This window comes from Microbacterium sp. CnD16-F (assembly GCF_024124465.1).
Lineage (GTDB): Bacteria > Actinomycetota > Actinomycetes > Actinomycetales > Microbacteriaceae > Microbacterium > Microbacterium gawkjiense.
Window position 1 is genome coordinate 1 of the sequence record NZ_JAMXSA010000020.1, and the last position, 13415, is coordinate 13415.

General features: G+C 70.4%; 12 protein-coding genes and 1 pseudogene. 9 read left to right on the top strand and 4 right to left on the bottom strand.

Annotated features, from left to right (window positions below; all coding sequences use genetic code 11):
• Together NH287_RS07425 and NH287_RS07430 are read left to right on the top strand one after the other, a co-directional pair.
• Nucleotides 1-487 (top strand): annotated as a pseudogene (locus NH287_RS07425) (hypothetical protein); the annotation flags it as partial.
• A 10-nt stretch (nt 488-497) separates the two neighbouring features.
• Nucleotides 498-1250: a hypothetical protein gene (locus NH287_RS07430; RefSeq protein ID WP_253035072.1), complete on the top strand. Its 753-nt coding sequence runs from the start codon at nt 498-500 to the stop codon at nt 1248-1250.
• A gap of 12 nt (nt 1251-1262) precedes the next feature.
• Here the strand turns inward: NH287_RS07430 and NH287_RS07435 are convergent, their stop codons facing one another.
• From NH287_RS07435 to NH287_RS07445, 3 genes are all read right to left on the bottom strand, one after another.
• The gene (locus NH287_RS07435; RefSeq protein WP_253035073.1) at nt 1263-2177 is read right to left on the bottom strand and encodes a glycine betaine ABC transporter substrate-binding protein; all 915 of its coding nucleotides are present in this window, start codon (nt 2175-2177) and stop codon (nt 1263-1265) included.
• An 88-nt stretch (nt 2178-2265) separates the two neighbouring features.
• Nucleotides 2266-3246 (bottom strand): proline/glycine betaine ABC transporter permease, encoded by a 981-nt coding sequence (locus NH287_RS07440; RefSeq protein WP_253035074.1) that lies wholly within the window; start codon nt 3244-3246, stop codon nt 2266-2268.
• Nucleotides 3246-4544: a glycine betaine/L-proline ABC transporter ATP-binding protein gene (locus NH287_RS07445; RefSeq protein ID WP_217529007.1), complete on the bottom strand. Its 1299-nt coding sequence runs from the start codon at nt 4542-4544 to the stop codon at nt 3246-3248. Before NH287_RS07445 ends, NH287_RS07440 begins: the two co-directional genes overlap by 1 nt.
• Before the next feature lie 364 nt (nt 4545-4908).
• Here NH287_RS07445 and NH287_RS07450 point away from each other — a divergent pair, with 364 nt between their 5' ends.
• The 5 genes from NH287_RS07450 (at nt 4909) to NH287_RS07470 (ending at nt 10116) form a co-directional block, all read left to right on the top strand.
• Nucleotides 4909-6078 (top strand): MalY/PatB family protein, encoded by a 1170-nt coding sequence (locus NH287_RS07450; RefSeq protein WP_253035075.1) that lies wholly within the window; start codon nt 4909-4911, stop codon nt 6076-6078.
• Between the two features lie 85 nt (nt 6079-6163).
• Nucleotides 6164-6547 carry a GntR family transcriptional regulator gene (locus NH287_RS07455; RefSeq protein ID WP_064002872.1) on the top strand — a complete coding sequence of 128 codons (384 nt, stop codon included), beginning with the start codon at nt 6164-6166 and terminating at the stop codon, nt 6545-6547.
• Nucleotides 6544-7440: an ABC transporter ATP-binding protein gene (locus tag NH287_RS07460; RefSeq protein ID WP_253035076.1), complete on the top strand. Its 897-nt coding sequence runs from the start codon at nt 6544-6546 to the stop codon at nt 7438-7440. The genes NH287_RS07455 and NH287_RS07460 overlap by 4 nt, the downstream gene beginning before the upstream one ends.
• Nucleotides 7437-8132 (top strand): hypothetical protein, encoded by a 696-nt coding sequence (locus NH287_RS07465; protein ID WP_253035077.1) that lies wholly within the window; start codon nt 7437-7439, stop codon nt 8130-8132. Before NH287_RS07460 ends, NH287_RS07465 begins: the two co-directional genes overlap by 4 nt.
• A 91-nt stretch (nt 8133-8223) precedes the next feature.
• Nucleotides 8224-10116: an amylosucrase gene (locus NH287_RS07470; protein WP_253035078.1), complete on the top strand. Its 1893-nt coding sequence runs from the start codon at nt 8224-8226 to the stop codon at nt 10114-10116.
• Between the two features lie 22 nt (nt 10117-10138).
• On the opposite strand, the gene NH287_RS07475 is transcribed toward NH287_RS07470, so the two are convergent.
• Nucleotides 10139-10429 carry a chorismate mutase gene (locus NH287_RS07475; protein WP_253035079.1) on the bottom strand — a complete coding sequence of 97 codons (291 nt, stop codon included), beginning with the start codon at nt 10427-10429 and terminating at the stop codon, nt 10139-10141.
• A 246-nt stretch (nt 10430-10675) separates the two neighbouring features.
• On the opposite strand from NH287_RS07475, the gene NH287_RS07480 reads away from it, so the two are divergent.
• Both NH287_RS07480 and NH287_RS07485 read left to right on the top strand, forming a co-directional pair.
• Nucleotides 10676-11380, top strand: coding sequence for a sirohydrochlorin chelatase (locus tag NH287_RS07480; RefSeq protein WP_253035080.1), 705 nt, complete (start codon nt 10676-10678; stop codon nt 11378-11380).
• 203 nt (nt 11381-11583) lie between these two features.
• Entirely contained in the window at nt 11584-13317 is a 1734-nt protein-coding gene (locus tag NH287_RS07485) for a nitrite/sulfite reductase (protein ID WP_308210399.1), read from the top strand.
• The last annotated feature ends 98 nt before the right edge of the window (nt 13318-13415 follow it).

Consider the following 13415-nt stretch of genomic DNA (forward strand, 5'->3'; position numbering starts at 1 on the left):
CCCCGCCCGCGGCACCGACCCGAAGCACCTCCCGCTCGCGCGCCTCATGGCCGCCCACGACGCGATCGCCGCGCGCTGGATGGAGTACGAGACGGATGCCGCCCGCCGCCTCGCCTTCCCCGCGATGAGCGACGTGCGGGTCCCCGCGACGGCCGAGTTCCTGCGCCTCGAGGGCGCCGCCCGCGAGCTGCGCCCGGCATCCCCCACCGCGAAGCTCACCCCCGAGCAGTTCACCGCCTACCGGTCCGCCGTCGACGAGGTGGGCCGTGCCTTCACCGCCGCCGAGCAGGAGGCGTGGCGCCGCGCCGGGCACCGCCCCGACGACGCCCCGACCGACGCACCCGCCGCGCCCGTCTGGACCGTCATCGCCGGTGGGGCGATCGCCCGCTCGGTCGACGGCATCACGCGCGCGGCGGAGGGCGCGGCATCCGCTCTCGACGCCTATAGGTCGCGCCGCGGCGGTCGTGACGATCGTCCCCGCACGTAAGGTGTAGCGGGTGGACGGATTCTGGGCCTTCGCCGGCAACTACTGGTGGCTCGTGTTCCCGCTCTTCGGACTCGCCTCGGCCGCCAGCGGCTCGTGGGCGTCCGCCTCGAAGCGTCGGCACAAGCAGCGCCTCGAGATCATGAAGGCGAAAGCCGAGCTCACCGCCGCCCGTGCCGCCGTCAAGCGCGGCATCGGCTCGGCCTCCGCAGCCGAGGTCGAGGCGCCGTCGCAGTCCCTCGCCGATCAGCTCGACGACCTGCGCGCCGTGCACGACGAGGTCACGCATCGCTGGCTGGACTACGAGCTCGACGTCGCCAAGCTCATCGCGTTCCCGTCGATGAGCGACGGCCGCGACCCGCTCACCGCCGGGTTCCTGCGCGCCAAGAAGGTCGCCGACCGCGCGCGACCGGCCGACGGGTCGAAGCCGTCCGCCGACCAGGTGCGCGAGTACCGCAAGGCCGTCACCGACTTCGAGGTCGCCTTCGACCTCGCCGAGCGCGAGGCCCGTCGGGTGCGCGACTCCGGATTCACCGACGCCGAGCGCAAGCGCCTCGCGACGGCATCCCGCATGCTCGCCGTCGCGACCGACGAAGCCGCCACCCCCGCCGAGCGCCACCTCGCCTACCAGCGCGTGCGCGAGGAGATCGACGGGCTCATCGCCCTGTCGGACGAGGCGGTCGAGGTGCTGGAGAAGAAGGTCGCCCAGCCGCTGACGCAGCGTCCGAACGACGAAGGGGACCCGGCCGCAGCCGGATCCCCCTGACGTCGCCGACGGTCAGTCGGTGACGATCGTGCCGTAGGCGTCGGGGTTCTCCTCGAGCCACGCGTCGATCGCCTCGGCCTCCTTGCCCTCGCCGTACTCGTTCACGACCATGTCCTCGAGCGAGGCGTACTGCTCGTCGTCGAGGGTGATCCCCTTGATGAGCTCCGCCGCCTCGGGGTACTCCTCGGCGAAGCCGTCCGTGCCGAGGAAGTGCAGCGCCTCGGCCTCTCCCATTGCACCCTTCGGGTCTTCGAGGTCCTTCAGGCCGTACCGATCGTTGGCCCAGAACGGCCGCCACGAGGTCACGACGATGTCGCGCTCGGCAGCGATCGCGCTGTCGAGCTCGGTCAGCATCGCCGCGGTGGACGAGGTCACGAGCTGGTAGCTGTCGTCGAGACCGTACGCGGGGATCATCGACTCCTGCGTCTGCTTCGTCAGACCCGCACCGGGCTCGATGCCGTAGATCTTGCCACCGAAGCGGTCGGCGTTCGCCTCGAGGTCCTCGATCGAGTCGATGTCGACGTACTCGGGCACAGCGATGGTGAGCTTGGCACCGTCGTAGTACGAGCCGAGGTCCTCGATCTGGTCGCCGTACTCGTCCATGTAGGACTTGTGGGTCAGCTCGGGCCAGGCCGACGGGTAGATGTCGACGTCGCCCTGCGCGAGGCCGGCGTACAGCGGGCCCGCCTCGGTGAGCTCCTGCATCTCGACCGTGTAGCCGATCTTCTCGAGCTGATCCTCGAGCAGGTACGCGGTGCTGAGGCCGTCGGTCCACGACGGGAGGTAGCCGAGCGTGATCGTGCCGAGGCTCTCGTCACCTCCCTCGTTCGAACCGCCCTCGGCCTGGTTGCCGCTGGCGCAGCCGGCCAGCGCGAGGGATGCCGTGGCGCCGATCGCGAGGATGCCGGTCAGGTGTCGCTTGTTCATGAAGTGCCTTCCGTATGTGATTGCTGGTTCCGTATCGTGCAGGTCCGGGTGCAACCGGACGGTGCGGCCGGGGCCGCACGTTGGGTGGTCAGAGGCCGCCGGTGGCGATGGCCGCGCGTCGCGGCGACGCCGTCTCGCGCTCCGCCTCGGCTGCCGCGTCCTCGGCGTCGCCGCGAGGAGCACCGTCGCCGCCCGATCCGCGGCGGCGCCGCGCCATCGCTCCGAGCAGCGACCCGCGCTGGTTCTTCAGATCGCCGAGCGCGCCGGTCAGGCGGTCGAGGTACACCGCGAGGATCACGACGCTGAGGCCGGCCTCGACGCCCTTCGCGATGTTGACTGTCGACATCGCCTGGACGATCTCCTTGCCGAGACCGTCGGCGCCGGCGATGCCGGCGATGACCGCCATCGACAGGGCGAGCATGATGAGCTGGTTGACGCCCGCCATGATGCTGGGCATCGCTAGCGGCAGCTGTACGCCGCGCAGGATCTGGCCGGGCGTCGCACCGAAGGCGTGGCCGGCCTCGACGGTCTCGTTGTCCACTCCGCGGATGCCGAGCTCGGTGAGTCGCACGCCCGGCGGCAGCGCGAAGATCACGGTCGCGATCACGCCGGGTACCACGCCGATGCTGAAGAAGACGATCGCCGGGATCAGGTAGACGAACGCCGGCATGCTCTGCATGAGATCGAGCACCGGGCGGATGGCGGCGCTGAACGCGTCGCTGCGCGCCGCCGCGATGCCGACGGGCACCGCGATGACGACGGCGATGAGCGCCGCGACGAGCACGAGAGCGAGGGTCTGCATCGCGGTCACCCACTGACCGACGCCCAGGATCAGCACGAAGCCGATCACGGTGCCGATCGCGAAACGCCACGAGCGCAGCAGCCAGGCGAGTGCGGCGAACAGCACGATCGCGACGACGATGGGCAGCGCGAGCAGCGCGTCGGCGAGCGTGTCGACCAGCCAGCCGACCACCGTCGAGATGAACGAGAGCAGCCATCCGAGCGTGTCGCGGATCCAGTCGACGGCGGCGTCGGCCCATTCGCCGACGGGGATACGGAAACCATCCATCAGCGCACCACCTCCGCGTCGGATGCGGGGCCTTCGCCGGCGGCACCTGCGAGGGCTGCGTCGATCTCGGCGCCCGGGACCGGGTCGAGGATGACGGGGATCTCGGTGGTCTCGGTCGTCGAGGGGCCGAGCGCGGTGAGCAGCGTGATGCGCGGGATGACGCCGACGAGGCGACCCTCGGCATCCGTCACCGCCAGCGGCAGCGGCGACTCGGCGGCGGGGACGAACAGGTCCATGAGGACGTCGTCGCGGCCGACCGCCTGCGGCACGGGGCGCAGCAGCGACGAGATGGTCGTCTCGCCGCGGCGGACGAGCTTGAGCGCGTCGCGGTCGGTGATCATGCCGAGGAGCTTGCGGCTGCGGTCGGTCACGTAGACGGCCGCCATGCGCGCGTCGCGCATGGTCCGCAGCGCCGTGCGGGGACCGGCGGCCACGGTCACCGAGACCGAGCCGGGACGCTCCATGACGTTCGCCGCCGTGAGCACGCGCGCACGGTCGACGTCCTGCACGAACTGCTCGACGTAGTCGTTGGCGGGGTCGGTCAGGATGTCCTCGGGGGTGCCGATCTGCACGATGCGCCCGTCGCGCATGACCGCGATCCGGTCACCGAGGAACATCGCTTCGTTCAGGTCGTGCGTGATGAAGATGATCGTCTTCTGCAGGGTCTGCTGCAGTTCGAGCAGCTGCTCCTGCATCTCGCGGCGGATCAGCGGGTCGAGCGCGCTGAACGCCTCATCCATCAGCAGGATGTCGGTGTCGGCGGCGAGCGCGCGGGCGATGCCGACGCGCTGCTGCATGCCGCCCGACAGCGCCGAGGGCAACTTGTCGCCCCAGCCCTCGAGGCCGACGAGGGCGAGGATCTCCTCGGCCTTCGCGAGGCGCTCGGCTTTGGGGGCGCCCTGCAGTTCGAGCGGGTAGGCGACGTTGGCGGCGACGGTGCGGTGCGGCAGCAGGGCGAAGTGCTGGAACACCATCGCGATGCGCTCACGACGGATGCCGCGCAGCTTCGCGGCCGGGATGCCGGTGATCGGCTCGCCGTGGACCAGCACCTCCCCGCCGGTCGCGTCGTGCAGGCCGTTGAGCATGCGGATGATGGTGGACTTACCCGACCCCGACAGGCCCATGATCACGAAGATCTCGCCCTTCTCGACGCGGAAGCTCGCGTCGATCACGGCGGCGGTACCCGCATCGCGGACCGCGTCCCGGCGTTCTCCCGCCTGCAGGCGCTTGACGGCCTGAGCGGGATTGCGTCCGAAGACTTTGAACAGGTTCTTCGCTTCGACAGCGGCAGTTGTCACGTGCTTCCCTCGGCGGGCGCGCACGCGTCCGCATAGGTAGCGCCCGGGTGGCGGTCACCGGCATCCGCACGAGCGAAAACGTCACTCGAGTGCAGCGCTCCGACGACGAACATCGGGCTCGTCATCCAGACCGCCGACCATACGCCCGCTCGTCGTCGACACCTCAGGATGTCGGTTCGAAGGGGCGCGGACTGGTCGTCGAGGGCGCGAGGCCCTTCTTCGACGGTAACGAAGATCGTTGACCGGAATCAAATCGATCCATCGGGTTGCATGAATCGCCGACGGTGGTATCACGCGCGCGCCGGGGCGACGACACGGCGTCGGCGATCCGCCAGAATCAAGAGAGCCCGAGAAGAGGAGCGCCATGAGCGGGTTCGCACGACGGATCGACGGCACGACGATCGAGCAGTTGCGCTCGACGGGGGCCACCAAATGGTCGGCGGATGACGGGACGCTCGGCGCGTTCGTCGCCGAGATGGACTTCGGGATCGACCCGACGATCACGGCCGCCCTTCACCGCGCGGTGGATGCCGGGTCGTTCGGCTACATGCCGCAGGGGATCTCGGCGGATCTCTCGGCGGCGACCGCCGAGTTCGTCGCGCGTCGGTACGGGTGGCAGGTGGCGGCATCCGACGTGCAGCCGATCCCCGACGTCATCATGGGTCTCGAGCTCGCGATGGAGCACTGCTCCGCCGCCGGGTCGAAGATCATCGTGCCGACGCCGTCGTACATGCCGTTCCTCTTCGTGCCGCCGATGCGCGGGCGGGAGGTCATCGAGGTGCCGCTCGCCGTCCGCGACGGTCGGTACGAGTTCGACCTCGACGCGCTGCAGCGCGCCTTCGACGACGGCGGCGGCCTCCTTCTGCTCTGCAACCCCTACAACCCGGTGGGGCGCGTGTTCTCGCGGGACGAGCTCGTCGCGATCTCAGAGGTCGTCGAGCGCAACGGCGGCCGCGTGTTCTCGGACGAGATCTGGGCGCCCCTCGTCTACGGCGGCGCCACCCACACCCCCTATGCGACCGTCTCCCCCGCCGCGGCGCAGCACACGATCACGGCGATGAGTGCGTCGAAGGCGTGGAACCTGCCGGGGCTCAAGTGCGCGCAGCTGGTGCTCACGAGCGACGCCGACCGCGAGACCTGGGAGAAGCTCGGCCCCTTCGCCGGTCACGGCACCAGCAACCTCGGCGCCATCGCGAACGCGACGGCCTACCGCGAGGGCGACCGGTGGCTCGCCGACCTCGTGCCCTACCTCGAACAGAACCGCGACACCCTCCTCGACCTGCTCGCCGAGGAGATCCCCGGCGCCTGGATGCCGGAGCCCGAGGGGACATACGTCGGCTGGATCGATTTCCGCGCCGTCGGGCTCGGCGACCGCCCCGCGGACTTCTTCACCCGCGAGGCCGGCGTCACCCTCACCGAGGGGTCGATGTGCGGCGTGGCCGGCACGGGCTTCACCCGCCTGATCTTCGCGACGCCGAGGCCGATCCTCGAGCAGATCGTCCGCCGCCTCGGGCAGGCGGTCCGCTCCGTCTGATTCCGGCCGCACGGCCGTCTTGACACTCCTCGGGTTCAATGGTTACCTACTCATGTAACTAACCAACGAACAACGCGGAGTCGGAATGGTCGATGAGGGACGCCCGCTCTTCCTGCAGATCGCGGAGAGCATCGAGGACTCGATCATCGACGGCAGCCTGTCCGAACAGGACCAGGCCCCGTCGACGAACGAGCTCGCCGCCTTCCATCGCATCAACCCGGCCACCGCGGCGAAGGGGATCACGATGCTCACGGACAAGGGTGTGCTGGTCAAGCGACGCGGCATCGGCATGTTCGTCGCCGACGGTGCGCGCGAGCTCCTGCTCACCGAGCGGCGCTCGGCCTTCGCCGACCGCTACCTCGACCCGCTGATCGCCGAAGCCCGCAAGCTCGGCCTCGGCCCCGACGACCTCGCGCGCCTGCTGGCGGAGCGCGCCACCGCATCCGGAACGAAAGGAACCGCACGATGACCGCCGTCATCGAGGTGAAGAACCTCACCAAGCGCTACCGCGACACCACCGCCGTGGACGACATCTCGTTCACCATCGAGCGCGACTCGATCTACGGACTGCTCGGCCGCAACGGCGCCGGCAAGACCACCGTCATGTCGATCCTCACGGCGCAGAACTTCCCGACCGCGGGCGAGGTCCGCGTGTTCGGCGAGTCGCCGTACGAGAACGCCGCCGTGCTCAGCCGCATGTGCTTCGTGCGGGAGAGCCAGAAGTACCCCGACGACGCGACGCCGCTGCACGCGTTCCGCATCGCGCGGCTGTTCTACCCGCAGTGGGACCAGGCGCTCGCGAACAAGCTCATCCGCGAGTTCCGGCTGCCCGTGAAGACGCGCATCAAGAAGCTGTCCCGCGGTCAGCTCTCGGCCGTCGGCGTCATCATCGGCATCGCGGCCCGCGCCGAGGTCACCTTCTTCGACGAGCCGTACCTGGGGTTGGATGCCGTCGCCCGCCAGATCTTCTACGACCGGCTGCTCGAGGACTACGCGGAGCACCCGCGCACCATCATCCTGTCGAGCCACCTGATCGACGAGGTCGCGAACCTGCTCGAGAAGGTCATCGTGATCGACGGCGGCCGGATCGTGATGGACGAGGACACCGAGTCCGTGCGCGGCCGGGCCGCCACGGTCGTCGGCGATTCCGCGGCCGTCGAGGCGTTCGTCGCCGGCCGCGAGGTGATCCACCGCGAGACCCTCGGCCGCGTCACGAGCGCCACGGTGATCGGCGAGCTGACCGCTGCGGACCGCGCCGAACTGGCGGCATCCGGCCTCGACGTCACCCCCGTCTCGCTGCAGCAGCTCATCGTGCGGCAGACCCAGAACGCCGCCACCACCGACGAAGGAGCACTCCGATGAACCGCACCCTCAACGTCGTGCGCATGCAGCTGGTCAACCGCGCCACCTACATCTGGGTGCCGTTGATCATCCTCGGCGGCACGCTCCTCATCAGTCTCGCGATCTTCGGGCTCATCTCGAGCAGCGGGGCCGACGCGCAGATGTTCGGCGGCGGCGCGCAGGCACCGCTGTGGTACTTCGGCGTCGTCGGCGTGCAGGCCCTCACCCTGACGTTCCCGTTCTCGCAGGCCATGAGCGTCACCCGGCGCGAGTTCTACCTCGGCACCCTGCTGACCGCCGCCCTGACGTCGTTCGTACTCGCCGCCCTCTTCATCGTGGGCGGGCTCATCGAGCAGGCGACCGGTGGCTGGGGCATCGGCGGCTACATGTTCTACCTGCCGTGGGTCTGGTCGCAGGGCCCCGTCGTCGCGGGGCTGTTCTTCTTCGGGCTCGCGATGCTGTTCTTCGTCGTCGGGTTCTGCGCGGCGACCGTCTACAAGCGGTGGGGCAACCTCGTCCTCACGGTCGTGCTCGTCTCGCTGGGCTTCGTGCTCATCGCCGCGATGTGGCTCGTGGGGCAGCTGCGGGCGTGGGGCGATCTGTTCGCCTTCTTCGGCTCGCTGACACCCATCGCGGTGACCGGTGGGATGGTGCTGGTCGGCGCCCTGCTGGCCGCCCTCTCGTATGGGATGCTGCGGCGCGCCATCGCGTGACGGAGCCCGTGTGACCGGCGCGGCCGGGGATCGCACTCGCGGTCCCCGGCCGCGCTACGATGCGGAACACCGACCCGACGCTGGGAGCACCATGGCACGTCTGAGCCCCGATCCGACGACCGACTTCGAGGCCGCAAGGGCTGCGGTCAGGGCCGAACTCGGCGGACCGGATGCGGCGTTCGACGCCCGCCTGCAGGAGTCCCTGCCCGTGCTGCACGACCTGTTCCGGCAGCTCTACGGCGAGCGCGAGGACGGCCGCGAGGCGCTGGCCGCCGTCGTCGCGTCGGCCGCCGCGAGCTGGCGCGACCGGCCCGACGACCTGAAGGCGCTCGACCGTCGGCGCACGGCCGACCCGGAGTGGTACTTGTCGGAGCGGATGCTGGGCGGCGTCTGCTACGTCGACCGGTACGCGGCGTCGCTCCGCGGCATCCGGGATCGCATCCCCTACTTCCGCGAACTCGGGCTCACCTATCTGCACCTCATGCCGCTGTTCGCCTCGCCCGAGGGGAACAATGACGGCGGGTACGCGGTGTCGAGCTACCGCGCCGTCGACGAGAAGCTCGGCACGATGGACGACCTCGCCGAGCTCGCCGCCGACCTGCGCGAGGCGGGGATCTCGCTCGTCGTGGACTTCATCTTCAACCACACGAGCAACGAGCACGAGTGGGCGCGGAAGGCGGTCGCGGGTGAGCCGGGGTACGAGGACTTCTACCTGATCTTCCCCGACCGGACGATGCCCGACCGGTACGAGGAGACCGTCCGCGAGATCTTCCCCGACGACCACCCGGGCGCGTTCGTGCAGCTCGATGACGGCCGCTGGATCTGGGCGACGTTCTATCACTTCCAGTGGGACCTCAACTATGCGAACCCAGCGGTGTTCCGCGCGATGGCGGGCGAGATGCTGTTCCTCGCGAACCAGGGCGTCGAGGTGCTGCGGATGGATGCCGTCGCCTTCATCTGGAAGCGGCTCGGCACGACGTGCGAGTCGCTGCCCGAGGCGCACCTGCTGCTGCGCGCCTTCAACCAGGTGCTGTCGCTGGGCGCTCCGTCGGTGCTCTTCAAGTCCGAGGCGATCGTGCACCCCGACGAGGTCATCACCTACATCTCGACCGACGAGTGCCAGCTCTCCTACAACCCGCTGCAGATGGCGCTCGGGTGGGAGGCGCTCGCCACCCGCGACGGCCGCCTCCTGCAGAAGGCGCTCGACGAGCGTCACGCCCTGCCCGCCGGCACTGCGTGGGTGAACTACGTCCGCAGTCACGACGACATCGGCTGGACCTTCGCCGACGAGGATGCCGCGGCCCTCGGCATCGACGGCTACTCCCACCGCCGGTTCCTCAACGACTTCTACGTGGGCCGCTTCCCCGGCACGTTCTCGCGCGGGGTGCCCTTCCAGGAGAACCCGAAGACCGGCGACGCCCGCGTGACGGGAACGACGGCGTCGCTCGCCGGCGTCGAGGCGGGTGACCCCGGCGGCGAGGACCGCGTCATCCTCGCGCATGCGCTCGCGCTGTCCACCGGCGGCATCCCGCTGCTCTACCTCGGTGACGAGCTGGGGCAGCTGAACGACTACAGCTACCGCGACGACCCCGCCCACGCGGGCGACAGCCGGTGGGTGCACCGACCGGCGGCCGACCCGGTCGCGTTCGCGGCGCGACACGACCCGACGACGGTGGCGGGCCGCATCCACGCCCGGCTGACGGCGCTGATTCAGGCGCGGCGGCGGACGCCGGAGTTCGCGGACATCCCGCTGACGCCGTTCCACACCCCGCATCCGTCGGTCGTCGGCTTCCAGCGCATCGGCGAGGGCGTCGTGCTCGTGCTCGCGAACGTCGGCGATGACGCGGTCGTCGTCGAGGCCGAGACGCTCTCGGGGTTCCGGGCCGACGCCACCGACGTCGTCACCGGCGAGGATGTCGACCTGTCGGGCGGGCTCGAGCTGCCCGCGCACGGGTTCCGCTGGCTGCGGGTGCGGCCGGCCTGACGCCGGCGGCGTAGGCGGTGGCTCAGCGCTCCTCGGCTGCCTCGGTGTGGTGGCGGATCACCTCGGCGACGACGAAGTTGAACCACTTCTCGGCGAACTCGGGGTCGAGGTCCGCCTCCGCGGCGAGGCGGCGCAGGCGCGCGGTCTGCTGCTCCTCGCGGGAGGGGTCGGATGCCGGCATCCCGTGCTCGGCCTTGAGGACGCCGACCTGCTTCGTGCAGCGGAATCGCTCGGCGAGCATGAAGACGAGGGCAGCGTCGATGTTGTCGATGCTGGATCGCAGGGTCTGCAGCTGGGCGATCGGGTCGGTCATGATTCCTCCGCGCCCGACCCTATCGCGGACACCACGGCGGCCGGCGCGCGCAGCGCGCGTACGAGCGCGGCTTCGACGCCGGCTTCGCACGCGGCCGGGAGGCCGGCGCGGCCTGAGACGCGGCATCCGTCCACAAGCCACACGCGCGCCGAGACACCACTGCGAACGGGATGTCTCGGCGCGTCCGTGGTCTCTCGCGGGCGTCTGCGTCACACGCCCGTCATCGAGGCGAGGCACAATGGGCGCGTGACCTCGACGCCCGCGCTCCTCGCCATCTCGCACGGCACGTCGTCGCCCGCGGGGCAGGCGGCGGTGGAGTCGCTCGTCGAGGCGGTAGCCCGGCGGCTGCCCCACACGATCGTGCGGCTCGGGCACGTGGACGTGCAGCAGCCGGATGTCGCGGCATCCCTCGACGCGATCCCCGCCGGCGCGCCCGTCGTGGTCGTGCCGCTCCTGCTTTCAGCCGGCTATCACGTGCGTGTCGACCTCATCCAGCAGACGGCGGGGCGTGATGGCGTCCTCATCGCCCCCGCACTCGGACCCGATTCCCGGCTCGTCGACGCCCTGCTCGCCCGTCTCGCTCCGCTCGAGCTCGCGGCATCCGATGCCGTCGTGCTCGCCGTCGCGGGTTCCAGCGACGACCGTGCGAATGAGGACTGCCGCGAGATCGGACGGATGCTGGGCGCCCGGCTCGGACGCGAGATCACGGTCGGCTTCCTTGCGGCCGCCGACCCACGCGTCGACGTCGCGGTGGGAGCCGCGCGCACGAGCGGTTCCCGCGTCGTGGTCGCCGACTACCTCCTCGCCCCCGGGTACTTCCACGACTTGGCCGTGACGCTCGCCGACGGCGCTTCCGTCGCGGCGCCGCTGCTGGGCGAGGACGAGCCGCCCACCGCCCTCGTCGACCTCGTCGTCGACCGCTACCGCGTCGCCGCCGGCCGCGCCGGCTGAGCCCGACTGCGGGCCGGCTCAGCAGCCGGGCACGCGGATCACATCCCCACGTCGCCCGCGCCGCAACTGTGTGACGCCCCGTTACGCCGGTTAACGCACGTTGACACTCGCTTAGGACGGGGCGCCGCGCGCTTCTAGCCTCATGGAATGGGCTCGCTCGAGTCCTGCCCGGGCGCGGCCCGGGAATCGACCCGGAGGCCACCGTGACCATCAGCGACACCGACGCGCGCGCAGCGGCAGAGCGTCCGCGCGCCGCCGTGCGCCCTCCCCGGTCATCGTCGAAGCCGAACGGCCAGTGGAAGATCGACGGCACGACGCCGCTCAACGGCAATGAGGAGTGGAAGCAGGTCGACAACGGCCTGAGCGTTCGCGAGCGCATCGAGAACATCTACTCGAAGGGCGGCTTCGCCTCGATCGACCCCACCGACCTGCACGGCCGCTTCCGCGTGTGGGGCCTGTACACGCAGCGCAAGCCCGGCATCGACGGCGGCCGCACCGCGACCCTGACTCCCGAAGAGCTCGAGGACGAGTACTTCATGCTGCGGGTCCGCATCGACGGCGGCCAGCTCACCACCACGCAGCTGCGGGTCATCGCCGGCATCTCCACCGAGTTCGCGCGCGGCACCGCCGACATCACCGACCGTCAGAACATCCAGCTGCACTGGATTTGCGTCGAGGACGTCCCTGAGATCTGGCGGCGCCTCGGGGCCGTGGGTCTCGGAACCACGGAGGCCTGCGGCGACGTGCCGCGCGTCATCCTCGGCTCGCCCGTCGCCGGCATCGCCGCCGACGAGCTCATCGACCCGACGCCGCAGATCCGGGAGATCACCGCACGCTTCCTCGGCGACGAGACGCTGGCCAACCTCCCCCGCAAGTTCAAGTCGGCGATCACCGGCCACCCCAGCCAGGACGTCGTGCACGAGATCAACGACGTCGCCTTCGTGGCCGTCGAACACCCCGAGCTCGGCATCGGCTACGACCTGTGGGTCGGCGGCGCCCTGTCGACCACTCCGCGTCTCGGCGAGCGCCTCGGCGCGTTCGTGCGACCTGACCAGGTGGCGGATGCCTGGCACGGGGTCACGCAGATCTTCCGCGACTACGGCTACCGGCGCCTGCGCAACAAGGCGCGCCTGAAGTTCCTGCTCGCGGAGTGGGGCACCGAGAAGTTTCGCCAGGTGCTGCAGGACGAGTACCTCGGCTACGCCCTGCCCGACGGTCCCGCGCCCGCGCAGCCAACGACGATCGGCGACCACGTGGGGGTCCACCGCCAGAAGGACGGCCGCTTCTACGTCGGCGTCACACCGATCGTCGGCCGCGTCTCGGGCTCGAACCTCGCGAAGCTCGCCGACGTCATCGAGGCGCACGGCTCCACGCGGCTGCGCACCACGCCGCACCAGAAGCTCGTGATCCTCGACGTGCCGGAAGGCGATGTCGAGCCGCTCATCGGCGAGCTCGACGCCCTCGGCCTGCAGGCGCGTCCAAGCCTCATCCGCCGCGGCACCATCGCGTGCACCGGGATCGAGTTCTGCAAGCTCGCGATCGTCGAGACGAAGGTCAACGCCACGGCGGCCGTCATCGACCTCGAGGAGCGCCTCAAGGGCTTCGAGCTGCCGCATCCGATCTCCCTGCACGTGAACGGATGCCCCAACTCGTGCGCGCGCATCCAGACCGCCGACATCGGGCTCAAGGGCCAGCTCGTCACGATCGACGGCGAGCAGGTTCCCGGCTACCAGGTGCACCTCGGCGGAGGGCTGGCGTCGCAGGACCGCGACGAGCCCGGTCTCGGCCGCACCGTGCGCGGCCTCAAGGTGGCCGCCGACGGCATCGCCGACTACGTCGAGCGCGTGGTCACCCGCTTCCTCGCCGACCGCGACACCGCGTCGAACGAGACGTTCGCGCAGTGGGCGCACCGGGCCGAAGAGGAGGCCCTGCAGTGAGCCGCGCCGCGATCCCCGCCCCCACAGCGCCTGCATGTCTCACTTTCGTTCGCAAGGCGGCGCTGAGCACTCCCTTTTCGGGACACGAAGGCGGGAAA

Excerpts from the sequence above, each read along its gene's own strand:
- NH287_RS07450 (WP_253035075.1), top strand. The coding sequence starts at position 4,909 with ATGAGCGGGTTCGCACGACGGATCGACGGCACGACGATCGAGCAGTTG.
- NH287_RS07470 (WP_253035078.1), top strand. The coding sequence starts at position 8,224 with ATGGCACGTCTGAGCCCCGATCCGACGACCGACTTCGAGGCCGCAAGG.
- NH287_RS07455 (WP_064002872.1), top strand. The coding sequence starts at position 6,164 with ATGGTCGATGAGGGACGCCCGCTCTTCCTGCAGATCGCGGAGAGCATC.
- NH287_RS07475 (WP_253035079.1), bottom strand. The coding sequence starts at position 10,429 with ATGACCGACCCGATCGCCCAGCTGCAGACCCTGCGATCCAGCATCGAC.
- NH287_RS07460 (WP_253035076.1), top strand. The coding sequence starts at position 6,544 with ATGACCGCCGTCATCGAGGTGAAGAACCTCACCAAGCGCTACCGCGAC.
- NH287_RS07440 (WP_253035074.1), bottom strand. The coding sequence starts at position 3,246 with ATGGATGGTTTCCGTATCCCCGTCGGCGAATGGGCCGACGCCGCCGTC.
- NH287_RS07435 (WP_253035073.1), bottom strand. The coding sequence starts at position 2,177 with ATGAACAAGCGACACCTGACCGGCATCCTCGCGATCGGCGCCACGGCA.
- NH287_RS07465 (WP_253035077.1), top strand. The coding sequence starts at position 7,437 with ATGAACCGCACCCTCAACGTCGTGCGCATGCAGCTGGTCAACCGCGCC.